At 68.2% G+C, this 13845-nt stretch carries 12 protein-coding genes; 3 read left to right on the forward strand and 9 right to left on the reverse strand.

Annotation, left to right across the window (positions count from 1 at the left end):
• Window positions 1-13: 13 nt before the first annotated feature.
• The 4 genes from ppk2 to C560_RS0105815 form a co-directional block, all read right to left on the reverse strand.
• On the reverse strand, window positions 14-895 hold the full coding sequence (gene ppk2 / locus C560_RS0105800; protein ID WP_231494280.1) for a polyphosphate kinase 2: 882 nt from the start codon (window positions 893-895) through the stop codon (window positions 14-16).
• A 329-nt stretch (window positions 896-1224) separates the two neighbouring features.
• Window positions 1225-1905 (reverse strand): FadR/GntR family transcriptional regulator, encoded by a 681-nt coding sequence (locus tag C560_RS0105805; RefSeq protein WP_026537489.1) that lies wholly within the window; start codon window positions 1903-1905, stop codon window positions 1225-1227.
• Window positions 1902-3194 (reverse strand): MFS transporter, encoded by a 1293-nt coding sequence (locus C560_RS0105810; protein WP_043422654.1) that lies wholly within the window; start codon window positions 3192-3194, stop codon window positions 1902-1904. Before C560_RS0105810 ends, C560_RS0105805 begins: the two co-directional genes overlap by 4 nt.
• A gap of 149 nt (window positions 3195-3343) precedes the next feature.
• Window positions 3344-4786, reverse strand: a complete 1443-nt coding sequence (locus tag C560_RS0105815) for a PucR family transcriptional regulator (RefSeq protein ID WP_018775169.1) — start codon at window positions 4784-4786, stop codon at window positions 3344-3346.
• A 146-nt stretch (window positions 4787-4932) separates the two neighbouring features.
• On the opposite strand from C560_RS0105815, the gene C560_RS0105820 reads away from it, so the two are divergent.
• Both C560_RS0105820 and gabT read left to right on the forward strand, forming a co-directional pair.
• Complete coding sequence (locus C560_RS0105820) at window positions 4933-6363, forward strand: gamma-aminobutyraldehyde dehydrogenase (protein ID WP_026266730.1); 1431 nt, start codon at window positions 4933-4935, stop codon at window positions 6361-6363.
• An 89-nt stretch (window positions 6364-6452) separates the two neighbouring features.
• The gene (gene gabT / locus C560_RS0105825; protein ID WP_026537491.1) at window positions 6453-7817 is read left to right on the forward strand and encodes a 4-aminobutyrate--2-oxoglutarate transaminase; all 1365 of its coding nucleotides are present in this window, start codon (window positions 6453-6455) and stop codon (window positions 7815-7817) included.
• Window positions 7818-8004: 187 nt separating this feature from the next.
• Here gabT and C560_RS22615 read toward each other — a convergent pair whose 3' ends face one another.
• Window positions 8005-8787: an AMIN-like domain-containing (lipo)protein gene (locus tag C560_RS22615; protein ID WP_051533030.1), complete on the reverse strand. Its 783-nt coding sequence runs from the start codon at window positions 8785-8787 to the stop codon at window positions 8005-8007.
• Window positions 8788-8977: 190 nt separating this feature from the next.
• On the opposite strand from C560_RS22615, the gene C560_RS0105835 reads away from it, so the two are divergent.
• The gene (locus C560_RS0105835; protein WP_043422655.1) at window positions 8978-9850 is read left to right on the forward strand and encodes a universal stress protein; all 873 of its coding nucleotides are present in this window, start codon (window positions 8978-8980) and stop codon (window positions 9848-9850) included.
• Here the strand turns inward: C560_RS0105835 and C560_RS21345 are convergent.
• The 4 genes from C560_RS21345 to rarD form a co-directional block, all read right to left on the reverse strand.
• Window positions 9817-10647: a class I SAM-dependent methyltransferase gene (locus tag C560_RS21345; protein WP_051533031.1), complete on the reverse strand. Its 831-nt coding sequence runs from the start codon at window positions 10645-10647 to the stop codon at window positions 9817-9819. The two genes, C560_RS0105835 and C560_RS21345, sit on opposite strands and share 34 nt — an antisense overlap.
• Before the next feature lie 71 nt (window positions 10648-10718).
• Window positions 10719-12251, reverse strand: coding sequence for a putative bifunctional diguanylate cyclase/phosphodiesterase (locus C560_RS0105845; RefSeq protein WP_026537493.1), 1533 nt, complete (start codon window positions 12249-12251; stop codon window positions 10719-10721).
• The gene (locus C560_RS0105850; protein ID WP_018775176.1) at window positions 12238-12642 is read right to left on the reverse strand and encodes a DUF7793 family protein; all 405 of its coding nucleotides are present in this window, start codon (window positions 12640-12642) and stop codon (window positions 12238-12240) included. The genes C560_RS0105845 and C560_RS0105850 overlap by 14 nt, the downstream gene beginning before the upstream one ends.
• A 91-nt stretch (window positions 12643-12733) precedes the next feature.
• Entirely contained in the window at window positions 12734-13759 is a 1026-nt protein-coding gene (gene rarD / locus C560_RS0105855) for an EamA family transporter RarD (protein WP_026537494.1), read from the reverse strand.
• Window positions 13760-13845: the final 86 nt, after the last annotated feature.

The following is a 13845-nucleotide window of genomic DNA, read 5'->3' on the forward strand; positions in this document are numbered from 1 at the left end:
GCCGGGTGCGGTGCTAGAACGGGGTGGGGATGTGCCGCACGGGCAGTGCCGGCTCGGTGTAACCGCCAGCCTTCTGGCGCTTGGGGAGTTCGACGTCGAGCCCCGGGTACGGCTCGTAGGGCACCTGGCTGAGGATATGGCTGATGACGTTGAGCCGGCCGCGCTTCTTGATGTCATTGTGCGCGACGTACCACGGCGCCCAGGCGGTGTCGGTCGCCTCGAACATGGCGTCCCGGGCCCGGGAGTAGTCATACCACCGCTTGTAGGACTTCAGGTCCATCGGGGAGAGTTTCCAGGTCTTGCGGGGATCGTCCATGCGGCTCTCGAGCCGCCTGGTCTGCTCGTCCGCGCTGACCTCGAGCCAGTACTTGAGCAGGATGATGCCGGAGTCGACCATCGCCTTCTCCACCATCGGAGTCATGTCGAGGAACCTCTGGGTCTGCTCCGGGGTGCAGAAACCCATCACCCGCTCCACGCCCGCACGGTTGTACCAGCTGCGATCGAAGATGACCACCTCGCCCGCCGCCGGGAAGTGCGACATGTAGCGCTGGAGGTACATCTGCGACTTCTCCCGCTCGGTCGGTGTGGGGAGCGCCACCACGCGGAACACCCGGGGGCTCACCCGCTCGACGATGCGCTTGATGGTGCCGCCCTTGCCGGCCGTGTCGCGGCCTTCGAAGACGATGCAGATCTTGGCTCCGGTGGACTTCACCCACTCCTGCATGGCGACCAGTTCACCCTGCAGGACGGCCATCTGCGCTTCGTACTCCTTGCGCGGCATCTTCTTCCCGGCGCGCTCGTCCTCTGCGTCGGAGCCCTTGGTCTTTTTCTTCTTCTTGCCCACCATCGACCTCCTCGCGACGTACTTGCTGAGGTAAACCACACGCTGCGACACCGGCGAGACTGTCATCCAACGAGACCGGCACCTCGGCCCGGGGACCAGGGCGCAACGGCACTTGTCGCGGGCACCCTCGTGCGGCGTCCTGCCACTCTTAGTGTTGACCGGGGCTGGGGTCCGGTCTACGGCACTAAGACCCTAATGGGCGTCCGCGGAACCGGGTGGCCCAGTCGAGCCGGCCCCTGCTGCTGGGCGCAGGGGCCGGCCGTCTGGACTCGGCGCTGACGCCGATGATGGCGGGAACCCGCCCGGCCGGGAGGCCGGTGCGCGGGTGGCGGCCGCCACTGAGACAGAGCATCTTCTGTTCACCTTGGGAATCCCTTGGGCTACTCCTGGAGCCATTCCGCGCAGGAATTCAGGTTCCGGGTGACACTCTCGACGGCGGCCGCCTCGTCGCGGGCGGCAATCGCGGCCACGAGTTCGTCGTGGCCCTCCTGCGGCAGGCCGTTGAAGCCTCCCCGCCGCTGCTGGCGGAGCAGGTCATTGTGGAATACGCTGCCGAAGCTGACATACAGCTCATGCAGCAGCGGGTTGGCGGACGCCTGCGCCACGCGCGCATGGAAGTCCCAGTCTGCCCGGGCCCACGCGGCGTAGTCCTCGGCCAGCCAGGCGGCACGGCGGGCGGTGAGCAAACCGCGCAGGGCGGTGAGGTCGTCGGCCGTCGCGTGGCGTGCAGCGAGCCGGGCCGCCTGGGTGTCCAGCCCGACACGGACCTCGAGGATGTGCTCTTGGGAGTGGTCCTGATACATCCGCTGCGTGGCGCCTGCGATCTCGCTCGTCGCGCGGACGTAGGTGCCGTCCCCGCGGCGGACCTCGAGCATTCCGCTGTGGGCGAGTGCCTTGATGGCCTCGCGCAGGGTGCCACGGGAGACCCCGAACGCGGCCATCAGCTCAGGTTCGGCCGGGATGCGCTGCTGCAGCGGCCACTCGCCCGAGTGGATCAGAGCCCGCAGCTTGGCCGTGATTTCCTCCGCCAGCGGCGGCCGGTGCGAAGCCGTGAGGGTCATCGCCGGGTTCCTTCCGAGGAGTGCGGGGTGGCCGCCCGCAGCTTGTTGGCCGCCAGTTCCCGGGCCCGCAGCTCCTTCGGTCCCGCCGAGAGGAGGTGGCCGACCGCGATCTGGCCGAGGGCCACGGCCAGCAGCAGGGCCAGGGGCAGCGTCCAGGAATTGGTGGCGCTGTGCAACAGGCCCATGCCGAACGGCCCGAGCGTCGCCAGCAGATACCCGGCGGACTGGGCCACGGTGGAGAGCGCGGTGGTCTCGGCCGTGCTGCGGCCGCTGCGGCTGATCATCACCATGACCAGCGGGAAGATGCCGAGGCCGAAGCCGACCAGCACAGCGGTCAGTGGAGACCAGGCAGGGGGCAGGACCAGCATGGCCAGGATGCCCAGAGCCATGGTCACGGTGGCAAGGTAGAACGCCGTCCGCAACATCCGGGGGCGTGAGCCGATGGCCACCAGCACCATGCCGGCGGGGACGGAGACGAGCTGCATGAGCCCGAACATGAGCCCGCTGTCGGAGGCGGTGAGGCCCATGGTGGCCAGCATGTAGGGGAACCAGCTGAGCACGGCGTAGGCCAGGAGCGCCTGCACCGTGAAGCCGAGGGTGATCAGCGCGCCCGTGCGGGTCCGCAGCAGGGGCCATGGCGAAACCCGGGCAGCCTTGCCGGCGGAAGCGTTGCGGTGGGCGTGTACCGCGATCGGGAGGAAGCCGACGCAGGCGCCCAGGGCCAGGAATCCGATCGCGCCGACGCCCGCCGAGGGCGAGCCCAGGGCCTGGGCCGCCGGAACGATCAGCACGGCGGTGGCGGTGGCGCCCGTGGTCATGGTCAGGGTGTAGACGGCGGTCATGAGGGACGTGCGGTCCGCGAAGTGCACCCGGATGAAGGAGGGCATGGCCACGTTGCAGATGGCCAGCCCGGACATCCCTGCCACGGTGCCGGCCAGCAGCATTCCGGTGGACGGGACGCCGCGGAGCAGCAGCCCGGCCGCCAGCATCACGAGGGAGAGCAGGATGGCTTTTTCCAGCCCCAGCTGACGGGTAAGCCAGGACGTGGCAGCGCCAGCCACCGCGAAACACAGCGTGGGGATTGAGGGGAGCAGGGCTGCGATCAGCGGGCCGTAACCCAGGACAGCCTGCAGGTCGTGGAAGAGCGCGGCGGCGCCGGTGATGCCGGCGCGCAGGTTGAGTCCGATGAGCACGAGCGCCACGACGCCGGCGACGATCACGCCGCGCGGGCGGACCGCGCCGGGTGGAGCTGTCTGGGAAGGTGCGGAAACCGCCGTGCTGCTAGCCATAGCTAAAGGTTAGACGTTTGATGTTTGAGACTCAGCCTTTAGTGGCGAATATCTCGGCAAGTGACAACCCACAAAATGCAACGCGGGGTCACTTAGCGCCCATTGTGCGGCCCGGAATGGGCGCTAAGTGACCCCGCGTTGCTTGGTGGTCAGCGCGGGTGCCGGGCGCTGAGCCGCTGCACCGCGAGCGCAAGCCAGAGCTGCACCCGGTCCGCTGTCTGTGCGGGGTCGTATCCGGTGAGTTCGGTGATCTGTGCCAACCGGTAACGGACCGTGTTGCGGTGCAGGGTCAGTTCCTCGGCGACGGCCGCCACCGAGCCGTTGTTGCCGAGGTAGCTTTCCAGTGTGGCCATGAGTTCGGCCCCGTGCGCCGCGTCGAAGGCGCGCAGCGGGTTCAGCGATTCGTTGGCCATGTCCGCCAGCGGAACGTCCTCGCTGGCCAGCAGCAGCGAGGTCAGGCTCAGGCGCTCGGGCTCGTTGACCGGCAGCCCGTGGCTGGCCGCGTCGCGGGCCTCGAAATAGCTCCAGCGCAGGCCGTTGGGCTTGGTGTACGCCCCGCCTATGCCGATCGTGGCATGGATCCCGGCCTCGGCGAGGTGGTCGCTGAGGCTGCGGGCAAGGGCGCTGGCGCCACTGCCGTCGTCGGGCACCACCACCACGAGGTCCTTCCCGACGACGGAGCCGACCGCCGCCGCAAGCGGCTGGGGCAGCGAAGAGCTGCCCAGCTGTTTCTGGTGGGCGGCCGATTCGGCGAGCAGGACCACGTTCTTGCGGGTGCTGTTGATGCCGACGCCGGCCAGGCGCCGGGTGGCTTCGGACGCCTCCAGCGTGCCGTGGATGACGTCGTCGAGGACCTGGCCGGCCAGCGCCCGCTGCGCCTGCCGTTGCTTGACCATGTTGTTGAGTTCAACGCTGATCAGGTTCTGGGCGTAGCCCACGATGCCCGTGTCCTCGAACGGCTGCTTCACCCACAGGGTGCAGGCGTCGCGGCGACCCGTGGGGATGGGGTAGGACGCCCAGCCCTCGGCCTTGGGCGCCGGGTGGCCGGCGACGCTGTTGTACAGCTGGGCGGTGAACTGGGTCAGGACGATCTCGGTGCGCAGCATCGACCCCAGGTGTTTCAGGAGCTCGGCGAGGCCGCCGCCGGTCAGCAGCGCGCGGGCCAGGATCTGGTGCCCGGCGATGAGCCGCTCGAGCTTGACCAGGTGGTCCGCGGACTGGGCGTCGGCCACGAGCTTTCCGATCGCGATGAAAGGTGTCTCGTACGGCACTTCCACCACCGGCAGCCCCCACCGGTTGGCCTCGGCGATCAGGGCCGGCGGAACGGCGTCGTGCGTCAGGCCGACCCCGAACCCGATGCCCACCGCACCTGCCCGCTGGACCTGACGCACAAACCGGCGCTGCTCCGCGGCGCTCTTGAGCCGCATCCCGGTTGTCAGGATCAGTTCGCCGCCATTGAGGAACCGCTGCGGATCCTCCTGTTCGGTGACGGCCACCCAAAGAATGTCCTGGTGCCAGGTGGTTTCGGCGAGTCCGGCCTTGGTGAGATTCAGGGACGGAACTCCCAGCAGGGCAGCGAGTGAAATGGCCATGGATTCAGGATAGCCGGGTGCTGGTCAAGCGCACTAAAGTTCCGCGGGGATGGTGTGCAGGTGCCTATTCCCTGCGTTGCCGTGCTGGCATAGGCTCGTGACCAGTCACACATCCGTCATTGGCAGTAAGAAAGAGGTTGTACACCGTGGTTCAAACCTTGCAAAACTTCATCAACGGCGAGTTTGTCACGCCCGCCGGCACAGGATTGCTGCCCATCGTGAACCCCACCAACGGTGACGTGGTGGCGCAGGCGCCGATTTCGGTGCAGGCCGACGTCGACGCCGCCATGACGGCCGCCAAGGACGCCTTCAAGACCTGGAAGCACACCACGCCCGGGCAGCGGCAGCTCATGCTGCTCAAGCTCGCGGATGCCGTTGAGGCCAACAGCGACGAGCTCGTCGAGGCCCAGCACCGCAACACCGGCCAGGTCCGGTCGCTGATCGCCTCTGAGGAAGTGGCCGCCGGCGCCGACCAGCTGCGCTTCTTCGCCGGTGCGGCCCGCATCATGGAAGGCAAGTCCGCCGGCGAGTACTTCGAAGGCCACACCTCCTACGTGCGCCGCGAGCCGATCGGCGTCGTTGCGCAGGTGGCCCCGTGGAACTACCCGTTCCTCATGGCCATCTGGAAGATCGGGCCGGCCCTGGCCGCCGGCAACACCGTGGTCCTCAAGCCCTCGGACACCACCCCGGAATCCACCCTGGTGCTGGCCCGGCTCGCCGGTGAGATCTTCCCGGCCGGCGTCGTGAACGTGGTCCTGGGCACCGGCGAGACCGGCGCCATGATGGTGGAGCACAAGGTCCCCGGCCTGGTCTCCATCACCGGTTCCGTCCGCGCGGGCATCGCCGTCGCCTCGGGCGCCGCCAAGGGACTCAAGCGCGCCCACCTGGAACTCGGCGGCAAGGCCCCCGCCATTGTGTTCGCCGACGCCGACATCAAGAAGAGCGCCGCGGCGATTGCCGAGTTCGCCTTTTTCAACGCCGGCCAGGACTGCACGGCGATCACCCGGGTCCTGGTCCAGGATTCGGTGCACGACGACGTCGTCGCCGCCATGGTGGAACACACCAAGACCCTGCACACGGGTTCGCAGAACGACGAAGACAACTACTTCGGCCCGCTGAACAACGTCAACCACTTCAACGCGGTCACGTCTGTTGTCGAGCACCTGCCTGCCAACTGCAAGATCGAGACCGGCGGCCACCGCGCGGGCGAGAAGGGCTTCTTCTTCGAACCCACCATTGTCACGGGCGCCAAGCAGAGCGATGACATCGTCCAGAAGGAAACCTTCGGCCCGGTCATCACGGTGCAGAAGTTCAGCACCGAGGACGAGGCAGTGGAGCTGGCGAACGACGTCGACTACGCCCTGGCCTCCAGCGTCTGGACGTCCAACCACGGCACCGCCATGCGCCTGAGCCGGGACCTCGACTTCGGTGCCGTCTGGATCAACACCCACATCCTGCTCACGGCCGAAATGCCGCACGGTGGCTTCAAGCAGTCCGGCTACGGCAAGGACCTGTCCATGTACGGCGTCGAGGACTACACCCGCATCAAGCACGTCATGTCTGCGTTGGACGCATAACGCAGACGCATACCGCGGCCGCATAACGCTGCTAACTCAACCTGACGCATAACTCGCGCGCTCAACCGCACGCTTAGAAAGGCTTTCCCATGACCACCACGGCACATGACATCACCTACCGGCTCGAACAGAAACGCCGCGTCCAGGCCGACTTCCCGGGCCCCAAGTCCGTCGCCCTGACCGAGCGCCGCAAGGCCGTGGTCGCCGCCGGTGTCGCCTCCAGCGTCCCGGTCTTCGTGGCGGACGCCGACGGCGGCATCATCCACGACGTCGACGGCAACTCCTTCATCGACCTCGGTTCCGGCATCGCGGTGACGAGCGTCGGCGCCTCGGACCCCGCCGTCGTCGGCGCCGTGAAGGAAGCCGTGGAGCACTTCACCCACACCTGCTTCATGGTCACCCCGTACGAGGGCTATGTGGCCGTCGCCGAGCAGCTGAACCGCCTCACTCCGGGCGACCACGAAAAGCGCACGGTGCTGTTCAACTCCGGCGCCGAGGCCGTTGAAAACGCCGTCAAGGTGGCCCGCCTGGCCACCGGCCGGGACGCCGTCGTCGCGTTCGACCACGCCTACCACGGCCGCACCAACCTGACCATGGCGCTGACCGCCAAGGCCATGCCGTACAAGACCAACTTCGGCCCGTTCGCCCCCGAGGTCTACCGCATGCCGATGAGCTACCCGTTCCGCGAGGAAAACCCGGAGATCACCGGTGCCGAGGCCGCCAAGCGCGCCATCACCATGATCGAGAAGCAGATTGGCGGCGAGCAGGTTGCCGCGATCATCATCGAACCCATCCAGGGCGAGGGCGGCTTCATTGTCCCCGCCGACGGGTTCCTGCCCGCGCTGGCGGACTGGGCCAAGGACAAGGGCATCGTGTTCATCGCCGACGAGGTCCAGTCCGGCTTCTGCCGCACCGGCGAGTGGTTCGCCGTGAACCACGAAGGTGTTGTCCCGGACATCATCACCATGGCCAAGGGCATCGCCGGCGGCATGCCGCTCTCCGCCATCACGGGCCGCGCCGACCTGCTCGACGCCGTCCACCCGGGCGGCCTCGGCGGCACCTACGGCGGCAACCCGGTGGCCTGCGCTGCAGCGCTGGCCTCGATCGGCTCGATGGAACAGTACGACCTCAACGGCCGCGCCAAGCACATCGAAGAGATTGCCCTCGGCAAGCTGCGCGAACTCGCCGCCGAGCTTGCTGAGAGTTCCGTGATCGGCGACATCCGCGGCCGCGGCGCCATGCTGGCCATTGAACTCGTCCAGGCCGGTTCCAAGGAGCCGAACCCGGAACTGACCAAGGCCGTCGCCGCAGCCTGCCTCAAGGAGGGTGTCATCATCCTCACCTGCGGCACCTACGGCAACGTCATCCGGCTGCTGCCGCCGCTGGTCATCAGCGACGAGCTGCTGCTGGACGGCCTCGGGGTCCTGGCCGCGGCCATCAAGGCCAACGCCTGACTCCAGGCACCATGGGCTAAGGCCCCATGAGCTGCCGGGAAGGCGATCCTTTCCCGGCAGACGCGGGAGGCCCGGCATGCCCGGCGCTACCCGAAAGCGGGCGACTCAGCGGAGGAGCCGCGGACATCTTGTCCGCGGCTCCTCCGCTGTTTCCGTCCTGATTTCTGTTTCGGCCCCGCACCCGGCCCTACTTCCAGGCGGTCGCGTCCAGCTGGATCGCCACCACGTACAGGTGCTGGCCCTGCTCAATCTTCTCCACCTCAATGACGCGTACCTTGGTCTCCGGAACGGTTCCCATCGGACGTCCGACGCCGATTCCGTAGCTCAGCACGCCCTCAAAGTCCCCGGCGGGCGCGTAGCTGGTGAGTGCCGTGTATCCGATTGCCGGTGGCGGCGCACTGGTCACGGTGCTGGCCGTGCCGTCCGCGGTGTGCGCCTGGGCCCCACGGAACGTCACCTCGAGGAGGGTTCCCGTGCCGGGCATCGGGATGGGCTGGCCGCTGCCGTCGTCGACGAGATCGGGGACCATTTCGACGTCGTAGCTGGGGAACCCGCCGGCGAACCGGAAGCTCAACTGGTCATACGGCGGGGCATCGGAGGGGTGCTGGCCCGCGCCGATGGCGGACAGCGTCGGCAGCGGCGCCGCCGGCGGCGGCGCAATGGGCACGGGATTCTCATGGTCGGTGTGGAACGGGGTGGTCGGCCCCGGCACCGACCAGTCGTGCGTGACCGTGGAGGAGATCACCTTGTCGCCCGGTTGCGGCGGTGCCGTTTCGTCGGCATCCCCGGTTGCGGACGGCAACGGGCTGGCGGTCGGGCTGGCGGAGGCGGTCGGGGACTGCGACGCCGGCTGGCTGCCGGCGGAGGGCTGCGGTGCCGGCGGCGTGCAGGCTGTCATGACCAGCAGGAGCGTCAGGGTTCCCAGCCCCGCGGTCCGCGACCGGGTCCTGCGGTTGCGAATGGCGTCCATGATGCGCTCCCCTCGACCACCCCAGCGTAGGCCCGGAAGATTGTGCTGTTCAGGGTCATAAGTCACCACCTTTGAGGGCCCGCTGGACTAGAGTCGTTCCTATCCACTGCAGGAACGCAGACCGGCCGACGTCGCCCGGAACCCCCGGGGCGCAGCTGGCATCTGCCCCAGACCCAAAAGGGGTTCATACATGCGATACGTAGTCGGCTATACACCCACCGAACGCGGTGCGGACGCCGTTGCCCTGGCCTCGGCCATGGCTCGGGCACAGGGAGCCCATCTCGACCTGGTCTATGTGGTGGATCGGCACACGCCTTATGTGGCGATGAATCCGGAGGGAAACCAAGTCAGCGCCGCGGAGCAGAAAATCCGCTCGGCGGAACGCCAGGGAATGGAACTGGTCCCTGAAGGACTGGAGGCACACTTCCATGTCCGCCAGGCGGAATCTTTCGCGGCTGGCCTCATCGAGGCCGCACTCGAGTACAGGGCCGGCCTGATCGTTGTGGGTGCCGCCAGCAGCGGCCTGTTCAAGCGCCATACCGTGGGCAACGTGGCCAACGCCCTGCTGCACGCGGCCCCGGTCCCGGTGGCCCTGGCGCCGCGCGGCTACCGCCGCACCGAAGCCGTCACGCGCCTGACCCTCGCCGTGGGCCAGCGGGTCGGAGCGGAGGCGGCGATCGACGTCGCGATCGAATCCGCCGAGCGCCGCGGGGTGCCGCTGCGGCTGGTTTCCCTCGTGGAACTGGACGTCGAGGGGGACGGCGGGGAAAACGTCAACGCTGCCCACATCCACGCCAACACCATCCTGGCCGCCGCGGCGCAGCGCCTCCCGGAGGGCCACCACGTCAGTGTGGAGGTCGCCCACGGGCGCACGATCGAGGAAGCGATCGACGACCTGGAATGGGACGACGGCGAGGTGATGATCGTCGGGTCCTCCCGCCTGGCGGAGAAGTACAAGCTGTTCATCGGCAGCACGGCCTTCAAGGTGCTGCGGGCGCTCCCCGTTCCCATGATCGTGGTCCCGCGCGACTACCAGCGCGTGGACTCCCTCCCGGAGGTTTGAGGCCCCGGGGCCAGGACCGCCCAGTACGCGGGAATGCTGCAGGGCGGTCCGCCGGCCTCCATCGGCACGGTCTCCAGGACGGTGGGGCCCTCCGCGATAAGGGTCCAGCGGTCCGGGGGAAACACGCGCGAGCGTTGCCCGGGGCCGAAGTGGCCTGGTTTCGGCAGGGCGGCAATGGCCTGGCGGAGCGGTCCCGGGATCCGTCTACCGGTGGCGCCCAGTTCCCGCAGGTAGCTCAGGGCGCCGCCCGGGACGTTCGTCTCGACGAGGTAGATCCTGCCCCGGGTGCCAAGGAGGGCCTCGATGGAGCCGGCGAGGCGCGCCTGCCGTCGCCGGCTGAGGACATGGAGAACGCCGCGGACAAAGACGTTGGCGTCGCCGAGTTCGCGTGCCAGCGCAGCCGCCGCGGCCGGCTGTGTCGCATCCAGGCTCCGGAAACTGAGGCCGGGGACCGGCGGCTGCGCGGAATGCGCGGCTGCCACGGCCTGGGGTGAGACGTCGACGCCCAGGACCGAGGGGAAGATGCCGGTGAGCCGTCGCGTGATGGTGCCGTTCCCGCAGCCGAGATCGATCACCGGAAGACTGGTGTCCATCGCACCGGCCATCGCCTGCAGGTGGTGCCGGATCTCTTCGTTCCCGGCGCCCGGGGCGGCGTCCCAGATGATCGGTTCCCTGAGGGATCCCTGTGACACGCCGCGCCAGAAGGCATCCCAGCGCCGGTCCGGGGGGCTGGGACGGTGCAGGGAGAGTGCGGCGACCCTGGCTGCGAGCCGGATAGTGTCTGCCGCCCTGTGCACGCGTGTGCCTGCCTTCCGTGTGCCTGTTTTGCGTGGACCTGTCTCGCGTGTGCCCGCCGGAACGGGTCCGCTCACGCGACCGCGCCGTTTCTGTGCGCGAGCAGGTCCGTCATGTCCGCCACCGGGAGCGGCCGGCTGAAGAAGTACCCCTGGCCGAATTCGCAGTTCAGCTGCCGCAGCCTGTCTGCTTGCTCCCTGTCCTCGATGCCTTCGGCGACGGCACCCAGCCCGGCCGAATGGATCAGCTGCAGGATAGCGGCGACGAACGTTTCCTGCTGCCGGTCCGTAGTCAGCCCGTCGAGCAGGGACTTATCGATCTTCGCCTGCGCGGCCGGGAGCGTGCGCAGGTAGCTGATGGAGGAATAGCCGGTGCCGAAGTCGTCGATCTCGATCCGGACGCCGAGGTCATTGAGCGACTGCATGGTGGCGGCCACTTCCGGGCCGCCGCGCATGATCGCGGTTTCGGTGATTTCAATCGAGACATGGCAGGGATCGACGCCGTGCTCGGCCAGCAGGCCTTCGACATAGGGCGCCAGATCGACGTGGTGCAGGTCCGCGGGGGAGAGGTTGATGTGCGTGCTGAAGTCCGCGGTGAGCCCCGGAAGGGACTTCCAGCGGCCGGTTTGCGCGATGGCGTTCCGGAGCACCCAGTGGCCGATTTCCACGGTGAGCCCGGCGTCGTCGGCGGCGTCGAGGAAGGTATCCGGGCCCAGCAGGCCCAGGGCGGGGTGGCGCCAACGGATCAAGGCCTCGGCACCGGCAATCGCTCCGGTGCGCAGGTCCATGATGGGCTGGTACTCCAGCTCGAGCTGATCCATCGCCAGCGCCGTCCGCAGCTCCGCCACCTGGTGGACCCGCTGCTTGGCGGCCTCGTGCATGGCCGCGGAAAACACCAGGAGCGTGTCCCGTCCGCGTTTCTTGGCCTCGTGCATGGCGATGTCGGCATCGCGGATGAGTTCCTCGCCCCGCAGGCCCGGTTCCCCCAGCCGGACACCGATACCCGCCGTGAGGGTGACCGCCACTCCGCCGGCGACGATCCTGTCCTTCAGTGATTCACCGAGCCGGGCCGCGGTCTGCAGCACCGCCTCCGTGTCCTGGTCCGCGACGAGCACCGCGAATTCATCGCCGCTGAGGCGTGCGATCACGTGGCCGGGTCCGGCCGCCGCGCTGAGCCGCAGGGCCGTCTCGCGCAGCACGGCATCGCCCGCGGCGTGGCCGAGACTGTCGTTGATGAGCCGGAAGGAATCAAGATCCAGCAGGATCAGCGCCGGCTGGCGTCCCGCGCCGGCCCCGGCGACGGCTGCGGCCACTTTTTCCTGCAGGAGCGAGCGGCTGGCCAGGCCCGTCAGCTCATCTGTGTCGATGACGCGCCGGAGTTCGGCTTTGGCCGCCTCGAGGAGCGCGGTCCGCTCGGCGACCCGGACTTCCAGGTCCTCGTACATGCTCTGGAGCTCTTCGGCCAGCAGGTTGATGCCGGTGGTGACTGCGTCAATCCCGTCCCGGGCCGGTGAGACCGGCAGCCGGTTCGACAGATCACCCGAGGACAGTACGACGATGCCGTCCACGAGTTCCTCGAGGCGGCGGTCATCATCACGCCCCGTCATGGCCCTGCGAGGTCAGCCAGCGGACCGCCTCATCGCCGTTGGTGAAAAAGCGTGTTGGAACCGGCGCGGAATTGACGCCGAGGAAGAAGTTGGCGAGGACCCGGTCCACGGCGGATGAGCCGAGGAGCGCGATTGCCGAGGCGTCGCAGCGTTTGGCAAACACGGCCCGGGCGGCCCGGCTGACGGACTCCGTGGTGGCCATGTCGATCAGCAACGGCGTGGGCCGGCCGCCGCACAACTCATTGACGCGATCCATGGCCAGCTGGGCGCTGGGGGCATCAATGGCCACGCCGCGGGCCCACTGAAGGCGCAAGATGCCGCTGCTGTCGAAGTCCAGGGACGAGATGTCGCGCCCGCCCGGAGTTTCACGATCCTCTTGTGGCACCAGCAATCCTCAATTTCGCCCCAACGTGTCCCCTTCATGATGACACTAACGCACAGCGGCAGAGGTGCGCAGGCCGCTGACCCGCGCGGCGGCAGGGCTAGACGGCGGCGCGGGCCCGTTTCCGGGTCACGGAGTTCTTCCGGGCCGTGTGCAGCATGTCCACGGTCAGCACCAGCAGCGCCAGCCACACGACGCCGAAACCGGCCCAGCGGTCCGGTGTCATGGTTTCCTTGAACACCACGAGCGCCACAATGAACTGCAGGACGGGCGCGAAGTACTGCAGCAGGCCGATCGTGGTCATCGGCAGACGGCGGGCTGACGCGCCGAAGAACAGCAGCGGCACCGCCGTGATGACCCCTGATGCCACCAACAGCCAGAAATGTCCCGCACCGTTGGCAGCCAGAGTTGCCGCCCCGCTGACCGCGAGGAAGATCATGGTCGCGGCAGCTACGGGCGCCAGCACGATCGTCTCCACGGTGAGGCTCGTGATCGCCTCCGCACGCGGGCCCACGCGCTTCTTGACGAATCCGTACAGGCCAAAGCTCAGCGCGAGCGTCAGCGCGATCCAGGGGAGCTTGCCGTAGGAGACCGTCAGCACCCCGACGGCCACGAAGCCGATGCCAACGGCGGCCCACTGGAGCGGCCGCAGCTTCTCCTTCAGGACGAAGACCCCCAGCAATACAGAGACCAGCGGGTTGATGAAGTAGCCCAGGGAGGCCTCGACGGCCTGGCCGGTGGTCACGCCGTAGGTGTACGTCAGCCAGTTCACCGCGATCAGGGCAGCGGCGATGGACAGCGGCCCAATCACCGTGCGGTCCCGGAAAGCAGCAGCCAAGACCCGCCAGGACCGCGTGACGGTGATGAGCAGGACGCAGAACAGGAGCGACCAGACCACCCGGTTGGCGACGATTTCGACCGCGCCGGCCGGCTGCAGAACGTAGAAGTACAGGGGCAGCAGCCCCCAGAGCCCGTAGGCGCCGATACCGAACAGGATTCCCGCCGTCGTGTCCTTGTCCACCGGTGCCGGTCCGGCCGGCCGGCCCGGCGCCGGCCCGGCTTCAACTGCTGGGCCGGGCGGCGCTGTCAGTGGGACGGGGGAGAAGGATCCTTCGGGCTTAGGCACAAGACCAATAACACCACCTGCGCGGCGCCTATTCCTGCCAATCGGAGCACGAGCGGGCGGGGCACATTTAGAATAGGGGCCTGCGC

The sequence above is a fragment of the Arthrobacter sp. 9MFCol3.1 genome, from assembly GCF_000620385.1.
Taxonomy (GTDB): Bacteria; Actinomycetota; Actinomycetes; order Actinomycetales; family Micrococcaceae; genus Arthrobacter.

What these genes read in the sequence shown, in the direction of transcription:
- C560_RS0105805 (WP_026537489.1), bottom strand. Translation starts at nt 1,905, where the DNA reads ATGACCCTCACGGCTTCGCACCGGCCGCCGCTGGCGGAGGAAATCACG.
- C560_RS0105810 (WP_043422654.1), bottom strand. Translation starts at nt 3,194, where the DNA reads ATGGCTAGCAGCACGGCGGTTTCCGCACCTTCCCAGACAGCTCCACCC.
- C560_RS0105815 (WP_018775169.1), bottom strand. Translation starts at nt 4,786, where the DNA reads ATGGCCATTTCACTCGCTGCCCTGCTGGGAGTTCCGTCCCTGAATCTC.
- gabT (WP_026537491.1), top strand. Translation starts at nt 6,453, where the DNA reads ATGACCACCACGGCACATGACATCACCTACCGGCTCGAACAGAAACGC.
- C560_RS22615 (WP_051533030.1), bottom strand. Translation starts at nt 8,787, where the DNA reads ATGGACGCCATTCGCAACCGCAGGACCCGGTCGCGGACCGCGGGGCTG.
- C560_RS0105835 (WP_043422655.1), top strand. Translation starts at nt 8,978, where the DNA reads ATGCGATACGTAGTCGGCTATACACCCACCGAACGCGGTGCGGACGCC.
- C560_RS0105845 (WP_026537493.1), bottom strand. Translation starts at nt 12,251, where the DNA reads ATGACGGGGCGTGATGATGACCGCCGCCTCGAGGAACTCGTGGACGGC.